Raw genomic sequence first — 24,041 nt, forward strand, 5'->3', positions numbered from 1 at the left:
ATCAACTCCGGTTTTTTGCCGAAAATCCCGCCCTATTCCGCCGGCCGCGTCTCCTCCAGCACGCTCTCCTCGTTGAACAGGAAGCCGCCGGATTGCCGCTTCCACAGCCGCGCATAAAGCCCGTCGAGCGCGACCAGTTCGTCATGCGTGCCTTGTTCGACGATGCGGCCGCCGTCGAGCACCACCAGGCGATCGAGTGCCGCGATGGTCGACAGCCGGTGCGCGATGGCGATGACCGTCTTGTTCTCCATCAGCCTCGCCAGGTTCTCCTGGATGGCCGCCTCGATGTCGGAATCGAGCGCCGACGTCGCCTCGTCGAGTATCAGGATCGGCGCGTCCTTGAGGAAGACGCGGGCGATCGCCACGCGCTGGCGCTGGCCGCCCGACAGTTTCACGCCGCGCTCGCCGACAAAGGCCTCGTAGCCCTGGCGATCACGATTGTCGCGCAAGTCGAGGATGAAGTCGTGCGCCTCGGCCTTCTTCGCGGCCGCGATCACCTCGGCGTCGGTGGCGTCCGGCATGCCAAGCTTGATGTTGTCGCGCAAGGAACGGTGGAAAAGCGCGGTATCCTGGCTGACGACGCCGATGTTGGCGCGCAGCGAGTTCTGCGTCACCTTTGAAACGTCCTGGCCGTCGATCGTGATCTTGCCGGCCTCGAGGTCGTAGAGGCGCAGGATCAGATTGGCCAGCGTCGTCTTGCCGGCGCCGGACGGCCCGACCAACCCGACCTTCTCGCCCGGCCGCACCACGAGGTCGATGCCGTTGAGCACGCCGAACCCCTTGCCGTAGTGGAACTCGACCTTCTTCACGTCGATCCGGCCGCCGCCTACCACAAGCTCCCTGGCGTCGGGTGCGTCGGTCAGGCCGAGCGGCTGCGAGATCAGCGCCTTGGAGTTTTCCAGAACGCCGAGATTGCGCAGGATGCTGTTGAGCTGCATCATCAGCCGGCCGAGCAGCATGTTGAGCCGCAGCACCAGCGACAGCGTGAAGGCGACGGCGCCGACGGTGATCGAGCCTTCGACCCAGAGATAGACGGCAAAACAGGCGATCGCCGTGATCATGATCCCCGAAAGTGTCGTCAGCGCCATGCGCACGCCGGTCAGCCGGCGGGTGAACGGGCGCAGCGCGTCGAGATAGATATCGAAACCGCTCCTGATGTAGCGGTCGTCGCCGTCGGCGGAGAACAGCTTCAGCGTCTGCACGTTCGAATAAGAATCGACGATGCGGCCGTTGATCATCGAACCGGCCTCGGCGGTTGCCTCGGCATGCTTGCGGATCGCCGGCAGATAGCGCTTGGCCAGCCAGCCGAAGGCGGTGATCCAGATCACCACCAGCACTGCCAGCCTGAGATCGAGGCCGGCGACCAGCACCAGCGTCGTCACCGTATAGACGACCATGAACCAGACGACCTCGATGAAGCTTTGCATCAGATCGCCGGTCGCCTGCCCCGCCTGCCAGACTTTTGTCGCGATACGCCCGGCGAAATCGTTCTGGAAGAAGGCGTAGGACTGGCGCGAGACATGGCGGTGAGCCTGCCAGCGCACCAGATTGTAGAAGCCGGGCGTGATCGTCTGCTCGTCGACCAACGCCGCCAGGCCGACGACGATGGTACGGATGACCAGCACCACGGCGGCCATGAAGACAAGTTCGGGACCGGCGGCAGTCCACAGCGCGTCCCAACTACGCTCGCCGGGGAGCTGGTCGAGAATGTCGACCAGCCGCCCGACGAAGTAGAACAGTCCGGCCTCGACCAGCGGCGCGATGCCGCCGATGACAAGCATGGCGAAGAAGGCGAATTTCGCCTGGCCGACATAGTGCCAGAGGAACCCCCTGACGCTGACCGGTGGCCGAAGGACCGCGGGCTCCCTGAATGGATAGACCCAGTTCTCGAACCAGCGATAGACGGCAGTCATCATTCGGCGGCTATCATTCTGCTGCTTGACCCTTGATCATGGCATCGTTGGCGGCGGCACCGTCGTCGAGCAGGAAGCCGCCCGATTGGCGCTGCCAAAGCTGCGCATAGAGCCCGCCGCTGGCGACGAGTTCCTCATGCGAACCTTCTTCGATGACGCGGCCCTTGTCCATGACGACGAGCCGGTCCATCGCCGCGATGGTCGAGAGCCGGTGCGCGATGGCGATGACGGTCTTGCCCTGCATGAGCCTGTAGAGGTTCTCCTGGATGGCCGCCTCGGCCTCGGAATCAAGCGCAGACGTTGCCTCGTCGAGAATGAGGATCGGCGCGTCCTTCAGCATAACGCGGGCAATGGCGATGCGTTGCCGCTGGCCGCCGGACAATTTGACCCCGCGATCGCCGACATGCGCATCGAAACCCGTGCGGCCACTGGCGTCCGAAAGCCTTGATATGAAATCAAGCGCTTCGGCGCGGCGTGCCGCTTCGATCAGCATCTCGTTGCTGGCGTCCGGCCGGCCATACAGGATGTTCTCGCGCACCGAACGATGCAGCAGCGAGGTGTCCTGGGTGACCATGCCGATCTGGGCGCGCAGCGAATCCTGCGTCACCGCCGCGATTTCCTGGCCGTCGATCAGGATCCGGCCAGTTTCGAGGTCGTAGAAGCGCAAGAGAAGGTTGACCAGCGTCGACTTGCCGGCGCCGGAGCGGCCGACGATGCCGACCTTCTCGCCCGGCTTCACCGTCAGCGACAGGCTTTCGATGATGCCCTTCTGCTTGCCGTAGTGGAAGCGTATGTCCTCGAAACGGATCGCGCCCTTGGTGACGGCAATGTCCCTGGCCCCGGGCCTGTCTTCGACGAGGCGCGGCAGCGAGATCGAGCTGATGCCGTCCTGCACCGTGCCGATATTCTCAAACAGGGTGGACATCTCCCACATGATCCATTGCGACATGCCCCAGAGCCGAAGCACGAGGCCGATGACCAGGGCTACGGCGCCGATCGTCACCGCCTGGCCGAGCCACAGCCACAGCGAGATCGCGGTGACCGAAAACAACAGGAGCGAGTTGAGGACGTAGAGCAGGCCATAGAGCTGCGTTACCAGCCGCATCGACCGGTAGACCGTATCGAGAAAGCCGGCCATGCCTTCCCTGGCGAAGGACGCCTCGCGCCGGGCATGCGAGAACAGCTTGACCGTCTGGATGTTGGAGTAGCTGTCGACGACGCGGCCGGTCATGGTCGAGCGCGCATTGGCCTGCTCCTCGCCGACCTTGCCCAATCGCGGGATGAAGTAGCGCAAGAGCAAGATATAGCCGGCAAGCCAGACGGCGAGCGGTGCCGCCAGCCGCAAGTCGGCCGAGCCGACGATGAACAGCATGCCGAGGAAATAGACGACGATATAATTGAGCACGTCGATAAGCTTGATGACGCACTCACGCACGGCAAGCGCGGTCTGCATCAGCTTGGTCGCGATGCGGCCGGCGAACTCGTCCTGATAGAAGCTCATCGACTGCTTGAGCAGGTAGCGATGCACCTGCCAGCGGATACGCATCGGATAATTGCCCATCAGCGTCTGCTGGTTGAGGAGCGAATGGAACCAGACCGTCGCCGGCAGCACGAACACCACGATGAAGGCCATTCCGGCGAGTTTCCAGCCCTCGGTCTGCAGGAACGTCTCGCGATTCTGCACCGACAGCCAGTCGACGATCCGGCCCATGAAGCCGAACATCCAGACCTCGGCGACGGCGATAGCCGTCACCAGCACCGCATCGAGAGCGATGTAGGGCCAGGCGCCGCGCGTATAGTGCACGCAGAAGGCGATCAGCGTCTTCGGCGGCTCGACCGGCTCCTCGGCGGGGAACGGATCGAGCCTTCTTTCAAACCAGCGGAACATTGTCTTGGTACTCACATGCTTGGTTTCGCTCACGCGGCGCGGGAACGCGTAGCGTCCCGGGAGCGGGTAGCGTCATGGGATCGCGTGGCGACAAAGACCGGCGTCCCGGAATCACCCGGGCCGCCGGTCCTGCTTCGCGCAGTATAAGGTGTTGCGAGCTTTTCGCCGACAGGCTCGTTTGACGATCCTGACAGCGCTCTGTCGACGACCCGGAGTTTCGCGCCTGTTTTTGCGCCAGGGCGGATCAGCCTGATGATCCGGCGCACCAGCGACGGCCGGCTGCGGTCGGGGACCGCGCGCGAGAAATCGACGTCCGGCAGCATACCGCGATGCGGACGCCGACGGGTCTCGGCGTGAACCGCCGACGAATAGGTTTCGCCGATCAAAAGCGCCCAGGTCGCCATCCTGCGCTCGTGCAGGCTTCTTGAACCGGGAATTTTGCAGGGATCGAACATCGGTCCGTCCTCCATATGAAAATACGGGTAAAAGGGTGAATCCGGCCTGCTCGCGGGCGAATGGCCAGCGAAAGGCAGGGATTGCCCAGAGGCGTGTTCAGGTGGGGCGTTCAGCCCCTTCGACAGCTTGAAAAACATCGCAGGATTCCTTCGAAGACCGAAAAAGGTTTCGGCTAAGAATCGGTGCGATCGAAGTCTAAAAGGTCAGGAGAATCGTCGTACCGAAACCGCCGGCAGGCTGGTAAGCCCACAAGAGGGGCGCTGGATGTACATGGTCATCATGAATTACCCCTCCATCGGTTCGGGTTGACAATGCCCGGCGTATAACCGACTTCGCAGAAAATGACCACCCGCCAGTCCAGCATTTTCCAAAACCGCGCGGCCCCTGTGGCCGATCTGCCACGGATCAAAATGGCGTGGAAATGAACGATCGTCTCCGCATCGCGCTCTACCAGCCGGATATCGCCGGCAACACCGGGACAATCCTGCGCTTCGCCGCTTGCCTCGGTCTCGGCGTCGACATCATCGAACCGGCCGGCTTCCCGCTCTCCGACCGGGCGCTGAAACGAGCCGGCATGGACTATCTCGAAATGGCGCGGCTTTCCCGGCATGTCGACTGGCACGCCTTCGAGAGCTGGCGCAAAGGCGAAGCGCGGCGGCTGGTGCTGCTGTCGACCAAAGCCGCGACCGCCTACACGGATTTCGCCTTCGCCGACGCCGACGTTCTTCTGTTCGGCCGTGAATCCGCAGGCGTGCCGGATCCTGTCCGCGAGGCGGCGGATGCGCGACTGATCATCCCGATGCAGCCCGGCGCGCGCAGCATCAACGTCGCGCTCTCCGTCGCCATGGTGGCCGGCGAGGCGATCCGGCAGCTCGGATAGGATTTGCAGGCCCTCAGTGGGCGCAGCGATTATCGCCGCTTTCTGGCCGGCGACCACACCCTCTCTTGTCATTCTCACCCAGGCGCACATCGCCTTCTCCTGCGGTTTGCATGTCCAGGATTTCTTCGTTACAAGCTCAACTTAACTTGAGGTCAAGCGGAAAATTCGAATGGCTGCGGTGACGGAATTGACGGTCGGCCAAGTGGCGACGCGAAGCGGGGTGGCGGTATCGGCGCTGCATTTCTATGAGGCGCGCGGACTGATCCGCAGCCACCGCACATCGGGCAACCAGCGGCGCTACGGCCGCGATGTGCTGAGGCGTGTGGCGATCATCAGGATCGCGCAGGAGGTCGGCATCTCGCTGGCCGAGATCGGTGCTGCACTTGAATCACTGCCTGAAGGCCGCACACCGACGCGCGCGGACTGGAACCTACTTTCAACGGCCTGGCGCGACCAGCTCGATCAGAAGATTGCCCAGCTGAAAAAGCTGCGTGACGGGCTGACCGACTGTATCGGCTGCGGGTGCATGTCGATCGACAAGTGCCCGCTGAGGAACAAGGAAGACCGATTGAGCGCCCAAGGCCCGGGCGCAAGGCGGTTGTTGGTCGCGCGCTAGAGTGTATTGAGATTCAGGTCAGGCCGAGTCGAAAACGGTGGTTTCCGAGAACCGGAGCGGAGCGTACTTTTGGTACGTGAGCACCGGAAGCGCAGGAACCCGCCGTTTGCAGGCCGGCATCACCTGAATATCAACACACCCTAGTCCGCCGCCGGCAATCGCCTGATGGTGAATTCGATGACGTCGCCCGGCCGCTCGAACCAGCTTTCGATCTCGGTCCAGTAGGCCTGCTTGGGAAAGCGCTCGAACCACTCCTTCGCCTTGAGCCGCGCATCGGAGCGTGGCAGCACGAAGGTCTCGCGCAGGAACCCGTCGCGCGGCATGCGCTCGCGCTCGGCGCGCGAACGGTCGAGCCTCTTCTTCAGGCCATCCAGCGGCGGTCTTGCCGGAGTGCGCACGAAAGAACTCCATTCACACTTGACCCTTGCACCCAACAGATTAGGGATCGCGGCCGGAAAAGACGAGTCATTTGTCGGGGTGCGCCCCGCAACCGGAGACGGCATTTGCAACGACCCGAAATACCGGCGGGGCTGCCGGCCGACATCGAGCAGAAGAAGATGAAGGCGCGGCTGTGGTTCGAGACGTTGCGCGAGCGCATCTGCGCCGCATTCGAGCAGATCGAGCAGGACCTGCAGGGACCGCAGGCCTCATGGTCGCCCGGTCGCTTCGAAAAGACGCAGTGGGAGCGTGATGCCGGCAAGGGCGGCGGCGGCATCATGTCGATGATGCGTGGCCGCGTCTTCGAGAAAGTCGGGGTCCACACCTCCACCGTCTATGGCGAGTTCTCGCCGGAGTTCAGGAAGCAGATGCCGGGCGCCGAGGAGGACCCGCGCTTCTGGGCGAGCGGCATTTCGCTGATCGCGCACCCGTGGAACCCCAACGTGCCGGCCGTGCATATGAACACGCGCATGGTCGTCACCTCGCGTCAGTGGTTCGGCGGCGGCGCCGACCTGACGCCGGTGCTCGACCGTCGCCGCACACAGGAAGACCCGGACACGGTTGCCTTCCATCGTGCCATGCAGTTCGCCTGCGAGAAGCATCCGGCGGTGGCCGACCACGCGAAATTCAGGGCTTGGTGCGACGAGTATTTCTATCTCCCGCACCGCAACGAACCGCGCGGCACCGGCGGCATCTTCTTCGACTGGCTGCATTCGGACGAGGACAGAGGCGGCTGGAACGCCGATTTCAACTTCGTCCAGGATGTCGGGCGCGCTTTTCTCGTCGTTTACGGACATCTGGTGCGGGCCAATTTCAACGACAACTGGACCGACGGCGACCGCGACGAACAGCTGATCCGCCGTGGCCGCTACGTCGAATTCAACTTGCTTCACGATCGCGGCACCATCTTCGGGCTGAAGACAGGCGGCAACGTCGCCTCGATCCTGTCCAGTCTGCCGCCAGAGGTGAAATGGCCGTAAAATCTCGGTGAGTTGGACGTGAGCCGCAATCAGGTCCAAATCGCCTGATTTTGGCGGTGAATGTGGCGCACAGGATATCTTTTTCGTCCAATATCCCTTTGAAAAAACAGGACTATTTTTCGTTTCCGGGCCGGGAAGCGCCAGCGGTTCTCGCCTCCTCTAGAACCGCGACCCGACGCGACCGGACGGCCCATAATTGAGTGGGGCACCTCCCCAATCAGGTGCCCTCATTTTCCAGGAGAGCATGCCATGCGCAAGCTTATTATGTCGGCTGCGGCTGCTGCCGTTCTTGCCTCTGGTGGCGCTGCCTTCGCGGCGGTCAAGCACACCACGGGCACGGTCAAGACCTATGATGGAACGGCCATGAGCCTTGTTCTGGATGACGGATCTACCTTTACGCTGCCCAAGGCCTTCAAGGATCCTGGCCTGAAGGCCGGCGAAAAGGTCCGCGTTTCGTGGGACATGAGCGGCAACAACAAAATTGCCGAGGCAGTCAGGATCGTGAAGTGACGGCCTGCCCGCTGGAGCAAGACACAGTCTTGTCTCTGGGGTAGCGTAAGAGGGCGGAGCAGCGCTGCTCCGCCTTTTCGATCTTTCGCGCATGACCCCGAAAACCGAATCGGTTTTCGGAAAGGATCATGCGCAGATAACAAATAATGTTAGAGCGTCTTTTGCGCGTCCTCCGGACGCGCGGCGCTCTAACGCAACCAAAACCAGTCGATCGTGTTATGCTTGCTCGGCCAGCGCATGACCCGAATACCGATACCGGTTTTCGACAGGGATCATGCGTCGATCAAAGGTGCTGGAGCTTCCGTGCCCAAGCAAATGCGCGGAGCTCCGAGGAGGAAAAGGGAGAAAATCCGATGAAGGAATTCCACTGCGGCTCGCTCGTTCCGGGTTGTGACTGGCATACGCGCGCCGACGAGGAAGCCGAGATCATGCGTCGCGCGGTCGAGCACATGCGTGAGACGCATGGCGAGACGATCATCCGCGAGACGATGATCGAAGCGATCCGTTCACGCATCGAAAAGGCCCGCGACGCGGCCTGATTTACCTAAGAGACTGTTTCGAAATTCGCTCTGGCGAGTCATATGGTGGTGGTTTCGAGAACCGGAGCGCAGCGGACATTAGAGCGCCGCGCGTCCATTGGACGCGCAAAGGACGCTCTAACACTTTGGTTGACGCATGATCCTTTCCGGAAACCGATTTCGGTTTCCGGGGTCATGCGCTGGGTCCGTGAGCACCGGAAGCGCAGAAAACGCCACCAGATGGCCGCCAGAGTAGAGTTTCCAAACGGTCTCTAACTTTCGAGTGCTTCTGCGGCGCGATTGAGGAGCGCGCCGCGATCCAGCGCAAAGCCGGACTCGATCCACTCGTTTTCGAGGTTTTTCAAGGTTGCGCCGAGTTTCGGCCCGGGCGACGCGCCAAGCGTCGTCAGATCGGCGCCCTTGAGCGGAAAGTCGGGCTTTTTCCATTTTCCGGCGAAGGCCAGCAGGCGCGAGAAGCCGCCGGCTTCGAGCAACGCGTCATTGTCCTCGACCGCGCGGGCTCGAGCCGAAGCAAGCGACAGCCGCAAACGATCGACAAAGCCCTGACGATCGCCACGGTAGAGCCGTTTTGCGAGTTCCGTTTCGGTCGTCTTCGGCTCGACAGGCGCGGTCAGCGCCCACTGCCTGAGACGGACGGCTTCGCTGATGGAGAATCTCAGCCGCTCAGCCAGCGTCTTCATTCGCGCGACATCCGGCGGCACGATCGCTTCCAGCCTGAGCAGCGGGTCCGGCGTCCAGCCCAGATCCTTCTCGGTCCTGGTCAGCGCATGGATCGCATCGATGCCCCATTTCTCGCTCTCCGGCAGAACGCTGGTGAGCACGCTGGCTTGGCGCATCCACAGCAAGGCGCGCGATGGATCGGGCGCTGCCAGCAGCTTTTTCAGCTCGGACCAGACGCGCTCGACCGAGAGTTGGCTGAGCCCCTCCTTGAGCCGGGCGCAAGCCTTCAGTCCTTCGGCATCGGGCCGGCCGTCGCCATACCAGGCGAAGAAGCGGAAAAAGCGCAGGATGCGCAGATAGTCCTCGCGGATGCGTGCCTCCGGATCGCCGATGAAGCGCAGCCGGCGCGCCTCGATATCGGCGATGCCGCCGACCAGGTCGACGACCGTGCCGTCGGCCTCGGCATAGAGTGCGTTGATGGTGAAATCTCGCCGTTGCGCGTCGGCCTTCCAGTCGCGCCCGAACGACACCTTGGCTCGCCGTCCGTCGGTCTCGATGTCGGCGCGCAGCGTGGTCACCTCGAACGGTTTGCCGCCGGCGACAATCGTGATGGTGCCGTGCTCGATGCCGGTCGGCACGGCCTTGAAGCCCGCCGCCTCGGCACGGCGGATGGTTTCATCAGGCAGGCAAGTGGTGGCGATATCGACGTCGGCGACCGGCTGGCCGATGAGCGCATTGCGCACCGCGCCGCCGGCGACACGCGCCTCCTCGCCGCCATCCGCCAGCGCCGCCAGCAGGCGCTGCAGGTGCTTTTCGCCGAGCCAGTCGGCTTTGCCCGCGAGCGACATCCGGCCGCTCACGTATAGAGCCTTTCATAGAGCGTGCGAATGATGCCAGCGGTGACGCCCCAGATGCGCTGGCCGCCATAGGGCATCTCGTAGAAGACCCATTCCAGGTCGTTCCACATGCGACTGTCGCGGCCATGGTTGGCCGGGTCCATCAGGAAGCGCAGCGGCACCTCGAAGACGGCGTCGACCTCCTCGGAATTCAGCGTCAGTGAAAAACCCGGCTGCACGATCCCCAACACCGGGGCGATGCGATAGCCGCTGCCGGAGACATAATCGGGCATGCGGCCGATGATCTCGATCCGGTCCTGGCCAAGACCGATCTCCTCGAACGTCTCGCGCAATGCCGCCGTCTCCGGGCTCGCGTCGGTCGGGTCGATCGTGCCGCCTGGAAAAGCCACCTGCCCCGAATGGTTGCGCAGGTTTTCCGCCCGTTTGGTCAGGAGAACCGTGGCGTCGCGTCCGTGATCGACCACCGGGATGAGCACCGCGGCATCGCGCAGGGCCTTCGCGAGCTTTAAACGCGGATGGCCGGGATTGAAGCGATGGTCGCCGTAATCGTCTGCGGCATGCGCTAGCGGCTGTGCCGCGACACGGGCGCGAAAATCCTCGGCGGAAAACGGCACCGGCGTCACCTGATCCATCATACGCTGCCCCATCACGCGCTCAGCCGCTGCAGTTTTTCCGCCGGCATGATCGGATAGACCGCGCCCTTCGAGCGGACGGCAAACATCCTCCTGCCGCCGACCTCGATCTCTTCGCCATGCTCGACCAGTTCGTACATGACCGGCCGCGCCACCAGCGCCTCCAGCCGTCCGCGCACCAGCACATAGGGTTTCAGGCCACCGGTCGCATCCTCGTCGACGAAGCGCAGCGGATGGTCCGGCCCGGCCTCGACCACATCGCCGACATTGGTGCGGAAGGTGATGACTTGGCCATCGCCGGTGCCGCAAACGTCCATCTCGACGGCGATGAAAGGCGCATCGGCGACGCGGATGCCGACCCTTTCCACCGGCGTCACCAGATAGGTCTTGCCGTCTTCGTCCTTGCGCAGCACGGAGGAAAACAGCTGCACCAGCGGCATGCGGCCGATCGGTGTGCCCAGGTAGAACCAAGTGCCGTCCTGTCTGATCTCCATGTCGAGATCGCCGCAAAAGGCCGGATTCCAGCGCTCCACCGGCGCCGGCCCCTTACCTGCGCGGGCGGCACGCGAGATCAGCGCCTCCAGTCCCCGCGCCTCAGCGACGGCCGTCAAACTCTCTTCACGATCCTCGGCGCGTTCTGTCATGGTCACGAAATAGTCACTGTTGTTCCGCTTGTCAGCCTAAGTCTGTGATTTAAGTTCAAAGACAGGCGCCATGCGAGGCCGAATCGCGGCATTCTGCGGCGTCGAAGGTGCAAGCCGGTATTTCCAACGAGAAGGATCGATGCTGCATGAGCGTGATGATCAAGGAAAGCCCGATCAGCGAAAAGGATATGATCGACCAGGCCGAGACGGCGCTGGCCGACATTTCCAGGGTTCGCGATGGCGTCGGCCGCGTCATCTTCGGCCAGGAAAGCGTCGTCGAGCGCACGCTGGTGGCCTTGCTGGCCGGTGGCCATGCGCTGCTGGTCGGCGTGCCCGGCCTCGCCAAGACCAAGCTGGTCGAGACGCTGGGCATCGTGCTCGGCCTCGATTCCCGCCGCATCCAGTTCACGCCCGACCTGATGCCGTCCGACATTCTCGGCTCCGAGGTGATGGAGCAGGACGAATTCGGCAAGCGTTCCTTCCGCTTCATCTCCGGGCCGATCTTCGCGCAGCTGCTGATGGCCGACGAGATCAACCGCGCCTCGCCGCGCACCCAGTCGGCGCTGCTGCAGTCGATGCAGGAATATCACGTCACCATTGCCGGTGTCCGCCATGACCTGCCGGCGCCGTTCCACGTGCTGGCAACGCAGAACCCGCTAGAGCAGGAAGGCACGTATCCGCTGCCCGAGGCGCAGCTCGACCGCTTCCTGATGCAGGTCGACATCCTCTATCCCGAAATCGAGGCGGAGCGCCGCATCCTCCTGGAAACCACCGGCATCGAGGATGCTAAGGCGCAGAACGTGCTGCAGCCGTCGCGGCTGAAGGAGATCCAGACCTTGATCCGCCGCATGCCGGTGCCGGAAAGCGTCGTCGAGGCGATCCTCCAGCTGGTGCGCTCGGCGCGCCCCGGCCAGGGCAATGCCGAGACCGATAAACACGTCGCCTGGGGCCCGGGCCCACGCGCCAGCCAGGCGCTGACGCTGTGCGCCCGCGCCCGCGCCCTTTACGACGGACGGCTGGCGCCGTCGGTCGACGACATCAGAGCGCTGGCCGAGCCGGTGCTGCAGCACCGCATGGCGCTGACCTTTGCCGCCCGTGCCGAGGGCACGACCGTGCGCGACGTGGTGGCGAAACTGGCAAAAGGCATCTGATGGCGCGTGTAGGCGAGGCCCAGGCACCGGCAGCGACGCGTGACGCGCTCGCCCGCGGCCGGTTGCGGGCGTCGCTGGTCCCTGACCTGCTGGTCGAGGCGCGCCGCATCGTCAACACGGTGATCGCCGGCTGGCACGGCCGCCGCAAGCGCGGCATCGGCGAGAATTTCTGGCAGTTCCGGCCCTATGTCGAAGGCGATTCCTCACGTATCGACTGGCGCCGCTCGGCTCGTGACGATCACATCTATGTGCGCGACCGCGAATGGGAAGCGGCCCATACGGTGTGGCTGTGGGCAGATCCCTCGCCCTCAATGCTCTACAAATCGACCGGAGCCACCGTCTCGAAGGAATCCCGCGCGCTGGTGCTGGCGCTGGCCATGGCCGAGCTTCTGTCGCGCAGCGGCGAGCGTATCGCCTGGCCCGGGCTGACCGATCCGTTCACCGCCCGCAACGGCGCCGAGCGTATCGCGGCGCAACTCACCCATGCCGGCGAATTGCCGGCAAAGCCCGACCTGTCCGGCATTCGCCGCTTCTGCGACATCGTCATCGTCAGCGATTTCCTCGATCCGGTCGAGGACACCATCGCCTGGCTCGACGTGCTCGCCCGCCACGGCGTGCGTGCCCATCTGATCGAGGTCGCCGACCCGGCCGAGGAGAGATTTCCCTATGCCGGCCGTACCGAATTCACCGATCCCGAGACCGGCGACAAGCTGACCGCCGGCCGCGCCGAAACGCTGGGTGATGAATACCGACTGCTTTACATCGCCCGCCGCCAGGAGCTGACCGACTGGTGCAAGCGGCTCGGCTGGAGCTTCACGGTCAACCACACCGATCGCCTCGCCTCCGATGCGCTGGTGCGTGTCCATATGGCGATGACCGTCGATGGCAGCTCAGCCGGGAGGATCCGCGCATGAGTTGGCTGCCGCTCTCCTTCGGGGCGCCGATGGTGCTGTGGGGCCTTCTGGCGCTGCCGGTGATCTGGTGGCTTTTGCGGTTCACCCCGCCCAAGCCGCAGACCGAGATATTCCCACCGCTGAAGATCCTGGCCCGGGTGCTGAAGCGCGAGGAGACGCCGCAACAGAGCCCATGGTGGCTGACGCTGCTCAGGCTGCTGATGGCGGCCCTTATCGTTGCGGCGCTGGCCGAACCTGTCTTCAACCCGCGTGAAAAACTGCCGGCCGAAGGCGCCGCCCTTGCGCTGGTGATCGACAATGACTGGGCAAGTGCCGCCGACTGGGGTCAGCGCGTCGCCACGGCCGAACGGCTGATCGCCGATGCCAGCTCCAACGAGGTGCCTGTCATCATCGCCTTCACCGCCGAAAAGCCGAATGCCGAGATCGGCCCCTTCGACGCCGCCGCCGCGCTCGACCGGCTGCGCGCGGCAAAGCCGCGGCCGATCCCGACCGACCGCCCTGCCGTCTACGCCCGCGTCGCGGCAACCCTGGAGAGCTTGCCGGGCGCCAGCGTCGCCGTGCTCGCCGACGGTCTGGCGGCGGAAGGTGACGAGGCCGCCTTCAACACGCTTTTGTCGAAGAACGCCGCCCGTGTCGTCTGGGCCGTTTCCGACCGGCCTGCCTTGATCGGCCTGACCGGCGCCGACAACCAGGTGGACGGCTTCGAGCTGACCGCCATCCGCGCGCCGGGCGATCCGGCGCCGGCTCAGGTGACCGCCGGCGCCTTTGACGATAAGGGCCGCCGCATCGCCGACGCCACGCTGACCTTCTCGCCGGGCGAATCCACCGCCACCGGCACGATGGCGGTGCCGTTCGAGCTGCGCAACGACTTCGCCTCGATCACGCTCGACGGCCAGCGGCAGGCCGGCGCCGTCCGCGTGCTCGACGAGAATTCCAAGCGCCGCCGCGTCGGGCTGCTGTCGCAGGCCGAGGCCGACCAGGCGCAGCCGCTTCTGTCGCCGCTCTACTATATCAGACGCGCGCTGCAGCCCTTCGCCGATCTGGCTGAGCCGTCGAGCGCCGATCTCGCCGACGCCATCCCGCAGCTTCTCGACCAGAAGCCGGCGATGATCGTCATGGCCGATGTCGGCACCATTCCGGAGCAGGTGCGGCAAAGGCTGGTCGACTGGGTCGACAATGGCGGCACGCTGGTGCGGTTCGCCGGCTCGCGGCTGGTCGCCGGCGGCAATGACGACGATCTGCTGCCGGTCAGGCTGCGCACCGGCGAGCGCTCGCTCGGCGGCGCGCTGTCGTGGACGACGCCGCAGGCGGTCACCGATTTTCCGAAGACCGGTCCCTTCGCCGACCTCGCTCCGCCCGCCGAGGTCACCGTCACCAGGCAGGTTCTGGCTGAGCCGACGCCCGATATCGTCGAGCGCACCTGGGCCACGCTTGCCGACGGCACGCCGCTGGTGACCGGAATGAAGAAGGGCAAGGGCACGCTCGTCCTGTTCCATGTCACGCCGGAGGCGACCTGGTCGAACCTGCCGATCTCCGGCAGCTTCGTCGAGATGCTGCGCCGCATCGTGCAACTGTCGCGCAACCAGGGTGCGGCGGTCGCCAATGCCGAGGCCGCCGCCACTTCGCTGGCGCCCTACCGCATGATATCGGCCGACGGCACGCTGGTGCCGCCGACGCCGGATGCAAGGCCGCTGGTGCCGGGTGCCGGCCCGCTGCCGGTGACGTTCGAGAACCCGCCCGGCCTGTACGGCTCCGAAACCGGCGTCTTCGCCCACAATCTGCTCAATGCCGAAAGCAGCTTCGCGCCGCTGGTCCGTCCTCAGATCACCGTGCCGGTCACCACCATCCAGTACGCTTTCGACGAATCGCACAATTTGAAAGGCCCGCTGGTGGCGGCAGCACTGTTGCTGATGGTGCTCGACACGCTGGCCGTGTTCTGGATGGGTGGCCTGTTCTCGCGCCGGCCGCGCCGCGCCGGCACTGCTGCCGCAACCACCGCCGCCCTGCTGATTGCGCTCGGCGCCCTGGGCGGCCACACCGACATCGCCCGCGCCGACGATGCCAAACCGGGCGATGACCGGGCGATCGAGGACATTTCGAAGACCCGGATCGCCTATGTGCAGACCGGCGAACAGAGCGTCGATTCGATCAGCCGGGCCGGGCTGGAGGGCCTGACCCGCTTCCTGATCGAGAAGACCGCGCTCGAGCCGGGGGCGCCGGCCAGCGTCGATATCTCGAAGGACCAGCTGTCCTTCTACCCCCTGATCTACTGGCCGATCGACCCTGCCGCGCCGATGCCGAGCCAGGCCGCGATCGCCCGCGTCGACGCCTATATGCAGCAGGGCGGCACGGTGCTGTTCGACACGCGCGACCAGTTCGCCACCGGCATCGGCGCGGATTCGGCCAGCCCGGCGACGGAGCGGCTGCGTGACATCCTCGGCAATCTCAACGTGCCGCCGCTGGAACCGGTGCCGTCGGATCATGTGCTGACCAAATCCTTCTACATCCTGCCTGAGTTTCCCGGACGCTTCGCCGGCAGCCCGCTCTGGGTCGCGGCGTCGCTCGAAGCCAGCAACACCGAGAACCGCCCGGTTCGCACCGGCGACGGCGTCTCGCCGATCATGATCACCGCCAATGATTTCGCCGGCGCCTGGGCGGTCGACGAGAATGGCGATCCGCTTTTGCCGACCGTGCCGTCGGATCCGATGCAGCGCATTTACGCGCTGCGCGCCGGCGTCAACATCATGATGTACATGCTGACCGGCAACTACAAATCCGATCAGGTGCATGTGCCGGTGCTGCTCGAACGGCTGGGGCAGTAAGCCATGAACTGGTCGCTTGCCTTCGAACCGCTCATCTCCTGGCCACTGCTTGGCCTGGTGCTGGCGCCGCTGTTGCTGCTGGCACTGGTCGGCCTGTGGTTTCGCCAGCGCGGCGCGGTCTTCCGTTTCGCCGCCCTGCTCGCGCTGGGTGCGGCCCTGCTCAACCCTGTGGCCCTCGACGAAGAGCGCGAGGCGCTGAAAAGCGTCGTCGCCGTCGTCGTCGACCGCAGCCAGAGCCAGGACATTGGCGAACGCACCAAGCAGACCGACGAGGCGCTGGCCGGGCTTCAGCAGCGCCTCGGCCGCTTCAAGCAGTTCGACGTCCGCGTTGTTGAGGCCGGCAAGTCGGAAGCCGCCGAGGAGCGCACCGAAACGCGGCTTTTCGGTGCGCTTGAAAGCGCTTTCCGCGACGTGCCGCCTTCGCGCATCGGCGGCGCCATCATGATCACCGATGGCGAGGTGCATGACGCCCCCGCCGGCACACCCGACTTCCACGCCCCGCTGCACGCGCTGATCACCGGCAACGACCAGGAAAAGGATCGCCGCATCCGCTTCGAGAATGCGCCGCGCTTCGGTCTGGTCGGCAAGCCGCTCGAAATGACCTATCGCGTCATCGGCACCAACAATGAGGCCGGCTCGGTCGATGTGCGCGTGTCGGTCAATGGCGAGCAGGTTTCGGTCGAGCGCGCCACCATCGGCCAGGCCATGCCGCTCCAAGTGACCATTCCCGGCGCCGGCCGCAACATCGTCGAACTCGCCATCGATCCCGAGCCCGGCGAACTCACCGACACCAACAACCGCGCCATCGCGCTCATCGACGGCATCCGCGAGAATTTGCGCGTGTTGCTAGTCTCCGGCGAGCCGCATGCCGGCGAGCGCACCTGGCGCAATTTGCTGAAGTCCGACGCCTCGGTCGATCTGGTCCACTTCACCATTCTGCGGCCGCCGGAAAAGCAGGACGGCACGCCGATCAACGAATTGTCGCTGATCGCCTTTCCGACGCGCGAGCTATTCGTCGAAAAGATCAAGGATTTCGACTTGATCATCTTCGACCGCTACCAGCACCGCGACGTGCTGCCGATCCTCTATTACGACTACATCGCCGAATATGTCGAAAAAGGCGGCGCGCTGCTGATCGCGGCAGGGCCCGAATATGCCGGTGAAAGCTCGATCGCCCGCACGCCTTTGATGTCGGCGCTGCCGGCGATGCCGACCGGCGAAGTTGTCGACAAGGCCTTCTATCCACGCCTCACCGAGCTCGGCCAGCGCCATCCGGTGACGCGAGGGCTCGACGGCTCCGCCACCGAGCCGCCGCACTGGAGCCGCTGGTTCCGCACCATCGGTGTCGAGAACCCCGAGGGCGAGGCGGTGATGAAGGGCGCGGACAACCGTCCGCTGCTCCTGCTTGACCGCAAGGGCGAAGGCCGCGTCGGCATGTTTCTGTCCGACCAGGGCTGGCTGTGGGCGCGCGGCTTCGAGGGCGGCGGCCCGCATGTCCAGCTCTACCGCCGCATTGCCCACTGGCTGATGAAGGAGCCCGAACTCGAAGAGGAACGGCTGACCGCCGACGGCCGCGGCATGATGCTGGAAATCCGCCGCCAGACGATGAGCGACGACCCCGGCCCGGCGCAAATCATCACCCCGTCCGGCAAGGCGCTGACCGTCAAGCTCGAGAGAGCCGAACCCGGCGTCTTCCTGGGCAGCATCGAGACCAATGAGATCGGCCTCTACCAGGTCGGCAATGGCGACCTGAAGGCGCTTGCCCATGTCGGCCCGGTCAATGCGCCTGAATTCACCGACGTCGTCTCCACCGAGGGCCGGCTGAAAGCGCCGGCCGAGGCCACCGGCGGCAGCGTGCGCCGGCTGGCGCCATCATCGGCGCTTGGGTCGACCGTCGGCAACCTCACAGGCGGAGTGACGCTGCCCTCGGTCGTCCCGGTCCGCGCTTCGGGCGCCGCGAGCGGCAACGACTGGATCGGCCTGCGCACCACCGACGACAGCGTGCTGAAGGCGGTCTCGCGCGTGCCGCTGTTCGGCGGATTCCTCGGCCTCGGCCTGCTGCTTCTGGCATTGGGCTCGATGTGGTACCGCGAAGGGCGGTAGCAGCATCGTCTTTCCTTCTCCCCTTGTGGGAGAAGGTGGATTGGCGCGTAGCGCCAAGACGGTTGAGGGGTGTTGGACGGAGTGTCGGCAGTGCCAAGCTGGAGCACCCCTCATCCGACCGAGCTTCGCTCGGCCACCTTCTCCCACACAAGGGGAGAAGGAAGAACGCGAACCGCACTACTCCTCCGGCTCCGTCGTGAACATCAGCGGATAGCCCTTGGCTTTGCCGGCATCGGTCGCCCGCGTCGCCTTGGTCTCGGCGACGTCCCTGGTGAAGACGGCGACGACGCAGACGCCGCGCTGATGAGCGGTGATCATCACCCGCCGCGCCTGGTCTTCGCTCAGCTTGAATTCGCCCTTGAGCACCGTCACCACGAACTCGCGCGGCGTGAAGTCGTCATTGAGGAGGATGACCTTGTAGAGCTTCGGCCGTTCGATCTTCGGCTGCGTCTTGGTGCGGGGTTTTGTCGTGATTTCAGGCATCGGAACCCGGCAGTTGCGCGCAAGAATTTCGCTTTTATTCTGACATGAACGAAAGCGATCGTCCATTTTGAGCCGCACACAAACCGCCTTCCAAGCGGGTGCGGCCGTTCACAAGTCCATGCCTATGTGGGAACTGCCGGTTGCCGTTCAACGGCTTGGTGCAGCGAAGCCCGGCGGGAATTTCGATTGGCTCCGCGACAGAGGCCGCCCATCTGGGACGAAAAAGAAGACCGCTCCAGGCGCATCGCAACTGGAGCGGTCTTCTTAGTGGACAAGAGATGTCGCTGGATCAGGCCTTCGGAGCTGCCTTGACTGCGTGCTTCTTGTGCTTCTTGACGGTCTTCTTGGCGGCGACCTTCTTCACCATCTTGGCCGGCGCAGCGGTCGTCGCGGTCGTCGCAGCCGCGGTCGTGGTGGCGGCGTTGGCGCTGCTGGCGCCGAGAACCGGCATCGAGAAGGCAAGCGCGATGGCGAGACCGAGAGCGGAGAGGAGGGACTTTTTCATGGCTTCGTTTCCTTGTTGTGCAGATCGGATTGAGCGTCACTGAACGGGGTCGATCGGTGTCACTCCAAGCAGCTTCAAAGCGTTGGCGAGCATCCGGATTCCCTGTGCCTGTTTCTTGTTGGCGCAGAACCGGTTTCCCTTCCTTTGAAGTGCCTTCGCCGCGGTGACCTGCGTTGCCGCGGCATGGGTTTCGAGGGCTTCGTCGAATTGACGGCTCAGATCGCTGCAACGCTCGCTCCGGGTGATCGCCGCCTTTGTATCGGCCACCTTTGCATCGGCCACCTTTGCATAGGATTGTTCGACCGCGGCGGTGATAAGCGAGATGCCGAGCAACACACCCATCAGGCTGATCGAGAACCTTTGCATTGGTTTGTCCGTAATCCCGTAACGCGTGCCGCAGCCGATGACCTGACCGCCACGGCACCACTTATGCCTTTGATTTTTTTCGGGAGTTTTTCCGAACTGTAGAATTTTGTTTCTGGATTGTTTCTGAGCAACCTGTTCGGGATCGCTTATCGTCACCGGCCAACATATGGCCTGAATTCTATCGTGTGGGTGATTATCGAACGGCGGTTTCGCCATCAATGACGGCAGGGCTCTCAGTGAAATCCGACGCGCACATACTGATCGTCGACGACGACAAGGGCATTCGCGACCTGCTTCAGGAGTTCTTCCAGAAACGAGGGCTGCACACGTCGGTCGCCGCCGACGGTACCGAGATGGAAGCCGTGCTGCGCCGCGCGCAGGTTGACCTTATCGTTCTGGACGTCATGCTGCCCGGAAAGAGCGGGCTGGAGCTTTGTCGCGATCTTCGCGCCAACCATGCGACGCCGATCATCATGCTGACCTCCGTCACCGAGACGACCGACCGCGTCGTCGGGCTGGAAATGGGCGCCGACGATTACGTGCCGAAACCTTTCGATCCGCGCGAGCTGCTGGCGCGGATCCGAGCCGTGCTTAGGCGCAACGGCGCCGCCGAGCCGCGGCGGCCCACCTCGCGGCAGATGTACCATTTCGCCGGCTGGACGATGGACTGTTCGCGCCGTCGGCTGATGGCGCCGGGCGACGTCAGGGTCGAGCTGACCATGGCGGAGTTCAACCTGCTGCAGACGTTCGTCAAGAGCGCGCAGCGCGTGTTGAGCCGCGACCAGCTCATCGAACTGTCAGGCGGCGACAGCGGCTACAGCTTCGATCGCAGCGTCGACATTCTGGTCAGCCGGCTGCGGCGCAAGATGGAGGACGACCCGAAAACGCCGAAACTGATCCTGACCGTGCGCAGCGGCGGCTATCAGTTCCTGCCCGAAACGACCTCCGAATGAGACGCGTCCTGCCGCAGACCCTGCCCGTCTGGGTGCTGCTCATCGTCATCGCCGGCCTGCTGATCAGCCAGATCACGACGCTTTACATCGTCTCGCGCGACCGTGCCGCCGCCAACGGCGTGGTCGATCTCTACAGGCTCAATGATCGCGCCTTCTCGCTGGTGCAACTGATGCATGCCGCCTCGCCCGAAGCACGCAAGGCCACCGCATCCGGCCTGTCCAACGCGACCTACGCGCTTACCGTTTCGGACACGCCCGCCGTCGCCTCGTCGATAGCGGGCGACGACGAACTGGCCGAACTGGAGGACATACTGGTCGGGCGGCTGTCGAAATTCGGCATTACCGATGCGCGGGTTCGGCGCGATCCGGCGACACGGGAAGCCGACGACGGGGGCGCGATCGAGGGTCGCGATGTCGGCGAGGTCGAGCGAGACCTCCTAGTGCTGGCCGCCGATTTCGCCCAGAGCGACAAGCTGACAGCGTCGCTCCGCTTCGCCGACGGCCAATGGCTGAACTTCACCGAGCCGAACACTCCGATGGGGCCGATATTGAGCTTCGACAGCCTGCCGCTCTATGCCTTGATCGCCGGGCTGGTGGTGGCCATGTCGATATGGTCGCTGCGCCGGCTGACCGCGCCCTACCGGATGATGGAAACCGCAGTGAAACGGATCGGCAACGACCTGAAGAGCCCGCCGATCATCGAGACCGGCAGTCGCGAGATCCGCACCGCGGCAAAAGCGGTCAATGCCATGCAGGCAAGGCTGCGCGACTATGTCGAGGATCGCGAACATCTTGCAGCAGCGCTCGCGCACGACCTGCGAACGCCGCTGACAAGAATGCGGCTGCGTCTCGAACTGCTGCGGAAATCGGCGGTTCGCGCCGCGCTGACGCATGACCTCGCCGACATCGAGGAGATTGCCAGCTCGGTGATCGACTTCGCCACCTTCGAGGTAACCGAGGAGAAGAGCGAACGGATCGATTTCTGGTCGCTCGTGGAATCGGTCGCCGACGGCTACGAGGAGGTCTCGTTCGACAATGACGACACGCGCTCGCGCGGCGTCATCTGCCTTGCGCGGCCGGTCGCGCTCAGGCGCTGCGTCACCAATCTCGTCCAGAACGCCGTGACCTACGGCAAGAGGGCGCATCTCAGCCTGCATCGATCGGGAAAGACGATCACGCTAGCCATCCGCGACGAGGGGCCAGGCATACCGCAGGCCGAGCTCGACGCCGTGTTCGGCTCGTTCGTGCGCTTGGAACAGTCCCGCAACCGCCAGACCGGCGGCCTCGGCCTTGGCCTGACGATCGCCCGCAACATCGCCCGCAGCGCCGGCGGCGAGGTAAGCCTGTCCAATCACCCCGGCGGCGGCTTGCTGACGGAGCTAAGATTGCCGCTGGCGTAGCTGGCGGTATCGGGCCAAGGCAGCGTTCCTTCGCGCCCCCCTCTGGCCTGCCGGCCATCTCCCCCACTTGGGGGGAGATCGGCAGTTTCGCAGACGGCTCTCACATTCCAACGTTTGTAGTTGGCGAAATCGGCAATGACAGCCAATCTCCCCACCTGTGGGGGAGATGTCCGGCAGGACAGAGGGGGGCGCGAAGGAGCGCGGCAGTTGTTTTTCTCTCTCCTCCCGAGGAGAAAACTACCGCCTCAACACCGCGCTCAACACATCCCTGATGCCGATGGCGCCGACGAAGCGCGACTGATCGTCGAACAGCGCCACGGGCGCGGTCTGCGAGCGGTGCATGGCCAGCATCACGGTTTTCAGCGAGGTGCCGGGATTGGCCCAGAACACCTGCGCCGTCTCCTCCGGCTGCGCCTCGACATCGGCGCAGGACACCCAGAACGCCGGCTTGCCGTCACGCTCGGCCGCCGCCACCAACCCGTGCTCGTCGATCTTGAAACGCGTCGTCTTGCGGCGGTCGAGCCACACCCAGCCGTCCTCGCCGTGGTCGAGGTCGCGGCGGTCGCGCATCACGTTCCAGGCGGTCAGCACCGAGAGCGGATTCACATTGGCGATGAAGTCGCGGACATAGTCGTTGGCGGGGCGCAGCACGATGTCTTCCGGCGCGCCGGTCTGCACGATGCGCCCGCCTTCCATGATGGTGATGTGGCTGCCGATCTTCAGCGCTTCCTCGAGGTCGTGGCTGACGAAGATGATGGTCTTCTTCAGCTCGGCCTGAAGCTGCAGCAGCTCGTCCTGCAGCTTGGTCCGGATCAGCGGGTCGAGGGCCGAGAACGGCTCGTCCATCAACAGGATCGGCGCTTCGGTGGCGAACGCGCGCGCCAGCCCGACGCGCTGCTGCATGCCGCCGGAAAGCTCGTGCGCATATTTCTTCGACCATTGGTCGAGATTGACCAGTTTGAGCTGGCGATGCACGCGCTCCTTGCGCTCGGCTTCGGGCACGCCGGCGAGCTCGAGGCCGAGGCCGACATTCTCCTCCACCGTGCGCCACGGCAGCAGACCGAACTGCTGGAACACCATCGCCACCTGCTTCTGCCGCAGCCGCCGCAGGGTGGCCTCGTCGCAGGTGACGACATCGACGGTCTTGTCGCCGTCCTTGACCAGAACCTGGCCGCGCGAAACGACGTTCAGCCGATTGACGGCGCGCAACAGCGTCGACTTGCCGGAGCCGGACAAGCCCATGAGCACGGAAATCTCGCCTTCGTGCACGGTGAGGCTTGCCCCGGCGCAGCCCAGCACGTTGCCGGTCTTTTCGAGGATCTCGGCGCGGGTGGCGCCGCTGTCGATGAGCGCAAGCGAGCCGGCCTGGTCGCTGCCGAAGACGATATCGACATTCCTGAAATCGACGGCGACGGTCATTTCTTGCCTCCAACGCCAATGCGGGTCATCCGGTCGAGCACGATGGCCAGCACGACGATGGCGAGGCCGGCCTCAAGCCCGAGGTCGATCCTGCGCGAGCCGAGCGCCCGGTTGATCTCGGTGCCGAGGCCGCCGGCGCCGATAAGGGCCGCGAACACCACCATCGACAGCGACAGCATGATCGACTGGGTCAAGCCGGCCATGATGGTGGGCAGGGCCGAAGGCAGCTCGACCTTCCAGAGCAGTTGGCGCCTGGTGGCGCCGAAGGCCTCGCCGGCCTCGATGATCGATTTCGGCACCGAGACGACACCGAGATGGGTGAGACGGACCGAGGTCGGGATGACGAAGATGATGGTGACGATCAGGCCGGGCGCGTTGCCGAGCCCGAACAAGGTCAGCACCGGGATCAGGTAGACGAAGGTCGGCAGCGTCTGCATCAGGTCGAGCACCGGCAGCATGATGCGGTAGACCTTCGGCTTGTGCGCGGCCCAGATGCCGAGCGGCACGCCGATTGCCATCGAGGCGGCGGCGGCGGCAACCACCAGCACCAGCGTCTCCACTGTCTGCTTCCAGAGGTTCTGGTTGAGGATGAACAGCAATCCGATGAAGACGGCGAGCGCCAGGCCCTTCGAGCGCTGCAGGACATAGGCGAGCAAAGCGATCAAAGCGATGAGCAGGACGGGCGGCAACAGAAGAAGTCCGTCGACCATCCCATCGAGCAGGAAATTGAGACCGTTGGAAAAGGCCCTGAGGACGGTGTTGAAATTGTCGGTGAGGAAGGTGAAAAAGGCCTTTCCCCAAGCGCCTATCGGAATCTTGTAGCTGACCAGGAATTTGGAGATCGGATCCATCTAGCCCCTCTTCTGTCGGCGCCGTCCTTGCCGGGCGGTCATCTTGTCACAGGATATGAAA

General features: G+C 64.4%; 23 protein-coding genes. 11 read left to right on the top strand and 12 right to left on the bottom strand.

Annotated elements, in window-relative coordinates:
- Window positions 1-32: 32 nt before the first annotated feature.
- The 3 genes from RPG13_RS28950 to RPG13_RS28960 are packed head-to-tail and all read right to left on the bottom strand — an operon-like array spanning window position 33 to window position 4,256.
- Entirely contained in the window at window positions 33-1,916 is a 1,884-nt protein-coding gene (locus tag RPG13_RS28950; RefSeq protein WP_095484219.1) for an ABC transporter ATP-binding protein, read from the bottom strand.
- A 10-nt stretch (window positions 1,917-1,926) separates the two neighbouring features.
- On the bottom strand, window positions 1,927-3,801 hold the full coding sequence (locus tag RPG13_RS28955) for an ABC transporter ATP-binding protein (protein WP_126107372.1): 1,875 nt from the start codon (window positions 3,799-3,801) through the stop codon (window positions 1,927-1,929).
- A gap of 29 nt (window positions 3,802-3,830) precedes the next feature.
- The gene (locus RPG13_RS28960; RefSeq protein ID WP_126105257.1) at window positions 3,831-4,256 is read right to left on the bottom strand and encodes a hypothetical protein; all 426 of its coding nucleotides are present in this window, start codon (window positions 4,254-4,256) and stop codon (window positions 3,831-3,833) included.
- Between the two features lie 422 nt (window positions 4,257-4,678).
- Here RPG13_RS28960 and RPG13_RS28965 point away from each other — a divergent pair, with 422 nt between their 5' ends.
- Together RPG13_RS28965 and soxR are read left to right on the top strand one after the other, a co-directional pair.
- Complete coding sequence (locus RPG13_RS28965; RefSeq protein ID WP_126105256.1) at window positions 4,679-5,137, top strand: tRNA (cytidine(34)-2'-O)-methyltransferase; 459 nt, start codon at window positions 4,679-4,681, stop codon at window positions 5,135-5,137.
- 169 nt (window positions 5,138-5,306) lie between these two features.
- Window positions 5,307-5,753 (top strand): redox-sensitive transcriptional activator SoxR, encoded by a 447-nt coding sequence (gene soxR / locus RPG13_RS28970; protein WP_126105255.1) that lies wholly within the window; start codon window positions 5,307-5,309, stop codon window positions 5,751-5,753.
- Window positions 5,754-5,893: 140 nt separating this feature from the next.
- Here the strand turns inward: soxR and RPG13_RS28975 are convergent, their stop codons facing one another.
- Window positions 5,894-6,151, bottom strand: a complete 258-nt coding sequence (locus tag RPG13_RS28975; protein ID WP_006202578.1) for a hypothetical protein — start codon at window positions 6,149-6,151, stop codon at window positions 5,894-5,896.
- Between the two features lie 105 nt (window positions 6,152-6,256).
- Between RPG13_RS28975 and hemF the strand changes: the two genes are divergently transcribed.
- The 3 genes from hemF to RPG13_RS28990 all read left to right on the top strand — a co-directional run bounded on the left by hemF (window position 6,257) and on the right by RPG13_RS28990 (window position 8,220).
- Entirely contained in the window at window positions 6,257-7,171 is a 915-nt protein-coding gene (gene hemF, locus RPG13_RS28980) for an oxygen-dependent coproporphyrinogen oxidase (RefSeq protein ID WP_126105254.1), read from the top strand.
- A gap of 249 nt (window positions 7,172-7,420) precedes the next feature.
- The gene (locus RPG13_RS28985; RefSeq protein WP_126105253.1) at window positions 7,421-7,681 is read left to right on the top strand and encodes a DUF1344 domain-containing protein; all 261 of its coding nucleotides are present in this window, start codon (window positions 7,421-7,423) and stop codon (window positions 7,679-7,681) included.
- Between the two features lie 353 nt (window positions 7,682-8,034).
- A complete protein-coding gene (locus RPG13_RS28990) occupies window positions 8,035-8,220 on the top strand; it encodes a DUF1059 domain-containing protein (RefSeq protein WP_023799945.1) in 186 nt (61 codons plus the stop codon).
- Window positions 8,221-8,471: 251 nt separating this feature from the next.
- On the opposite strand, the gene RPG13_RS28995 is transcribed toward RPG13_RS28990, so the two are convergent.
- Genes RPG13_RS28995 through RPG13_RS29005 form a run of 3 tightly spaced genes read right to left on the bottom strand, consistent with a single transcriptional unit; the run spans window position 8,472 to window position 11,013 of the window.
- On the bottom strand, window positions 8,472-9,728 hold the full coding sequence (locus RPG13_RS28995) for a CCA tRNA nucleotidyltransferase (RefSeq protein WP_126105252.1): 1,257 nt from the start codon (window positions 9,726-9,728) through the stop codon (window positions 8,472-8,474).
- An 8-nt stretch (window positions 9,729-9,736) separates the two neighbouring features.
- Window positions 9,737-10,369, bottom strand: coding sequence for a CoA pyrophosphatase (locus RPG13_RS29000; RefSeq protein WP_126107371.1), 633 nt, complete (start codon window positions 10,367-10,369; stop codon window positions 9,737-9,739).
- Window positions 10,370-10,383: 14 nt separating this feature from the next.
- Window positions 10,384-11,013 (bottom strand): DUF1285 domain-containing protein, encoded by a 630-nt coding sequence (locus RPG13_RS29005; protein WP_126107370.1) that lies wholly within the window; start codon window positions 11,011-11,013, stop codon window positions 10,384-10,386.
- A gap of 146 nt (window positions 11,014-11,159) precedes the next feature.
- Between RPG13_RS29005 and RPG13_RS29010 the strand changes: the two genes are divergently transcribed.
- The 4 genes from RPG13_RS29010 to RPG13_RS29025 are packed head-to-tail and all read left to right on the top strand — an operon-like array spanning window position 11,160 to window position 18,003.
- On the top strand, window positions 11,160-12,164 hold the full coding sequence (locus RPG13_RS29010; RefSeq protein WP_095484212.1) for an AAA family ATPase: 1,005 nt from the start codon (window positions 11,160-11,162) through the stop codon (window positions 12,162-12,164).
- Window positions 12,164-13,078 carry a DUF58 domain-containing protein gene (locus RPG13_RS29015; protein WP_337126619.1) on the top strand — a complete coding sequence of 305 codons (915 nt, stop codon included), beginning with the start codon at window positions 12,164-12,166 and terminating at the stop codon, window positions 13,076-13,078. The genes RPG13_RS29010 and RPG13_RS29015 overlap by 1 nt, the downstream gene beginning before the upstream one ends.
- Window positions 13,075-15,900, top strand: a complete 2,826-nt coding sequence (locus RPG13_RS29020; RefSeq protein ID WP_337126620.1) for a DUF4159 domain-containing protein — start codon at window positions 13,075-13,077, stop codon at window positions 15,898-15,900. Before RPG13_RS29015 ends, RPG13_RS29020 begins: the two co-directional genes overlap by 4 nt.
- Before the next feature lie 3 nt (window positions 15,901-15,903).
- Window positions 15,904-18,003: a hypothetical protein gene (locus RPG13_RS29025; RefSeq protein ID WP_128241919.1), complete on the top strand. Its 2,100-nt coding sequence runs from the start codon at window positions 15,904-15,906 to the stop codon at window positions 18,001-18,003.
- A gap of 177 nt (window positions 18,004-18,180) precedes the next feature.
- Here RPG13_RS29025 and clpS read toward each other — a convergent pair whose 3' ends face one another.
- From clpS to RPG13_RS29040, 3 genes are all read right to left on the bottom strand, one after another.
- On the bottom strand, window positions 18,181-18,486 hold the full coding sequence (gene clpS / locus RPG13_RS29030) for an ATP-dependent Clp protease adapter ClpS (protein WP_126105247.1): 306 nt from the start codon (window positions 18,484-18,486) through the stop codon (window positions 18,181-18,183).
- Window positions 18,487-18,775: 289 nt separating this feature from the next.
- A complete protein-coding gene (locus RPG13_RS29035; RefSeq protein ID WP_095484207.1) occupies window positions 18,776-18,991 on the bottom strand; it encodes a hypothetical protein in 216 nt (71 codons plus the stop codon).
- Window positions 18,992-19,027: 36 nt separating this feature from the next.
- Entirely contained in the window at window positions 19,028-19,357 is a 330-nt protein-coding gene (locus tag RPG13_RS29040; protein WP_095484206.1) for a hypothetical protein, read from the bottom strand.
- 236 nt (window positions 19,358-19,593) lie between these two features.
- Here RPG13_RS29040 and RPG13_RS29045 point away from each other — a divergent pair, with 236 nt between their 5' ends.
- Both RPG13_RS29045 and RPG13_RS29050 read left to right on the top strand, forming a co-directional pair.
- Window positions 19,594-20,310, top strand: a complete 717-nt coding sequence (locus RPG13_RS29045; RefSeq protein WP_337126621.1) for a response regulator transcription factor — start codon at window positions 19,594-19,596, stop codon at window positions 20,308-20,310.
- Window positions 20,307-21,710 (top strand): ATP-binding protein, encoded by a 1,404-nt coding sequence (locus RPG13_RS29050; protein WP_128241918.1) that lies wholly within the window; start codon window positions 20,307-20,309, stop codon window positions 21,708-21,710. Before RPG13_RS29045 ends, RPG13_RS29050 begins: the two co-directional genes overlap by 4 nt.
- A gap of 237 nt (window positions 21,711-21,947) precedes the next feature.
- Here RPG13_RS29050 and choV read toward each other — a convergent pair whose 3' ends face one another.
- A complete protein-coding gene (choV, locus tag RPG13_RS29055; protein WP_095484203.1) occupies window positions 21,948-23,129 on the bottom strand; it encodes a choline ABC transporter ATP-binding protein in 1,182 nt (393 codons plus the stop codon).
- Complete coding sequence (gene choW / locus RPG13_RS29060; RefSeq protein ID WP_095484202.1) at window positions 23,126-23,980, bottom strand: choline ABC transporter permease subunit; 855 nt, start codon at window positions 23,978-23,980, stop codon at window positions 23,126-23,128. The genes choV and choW overlap by 4 nt, the downstream gene beginning before the upstream one ends.
- Window positions 23,981-24,041: the final 61 nt, after the last annotated feature.

It is taken from the genome of Mesorhizobium sp. ISC15 (genome assembly GCF_037162615.1).
Classification (GTDB): domain Bacteria; phylum Pseudomonadota; class Alphaproteobacteria; order Rhizobiales; family Rhizobiaceae; genus Mesorhizobium; species Mesorhizobium mediterraneum.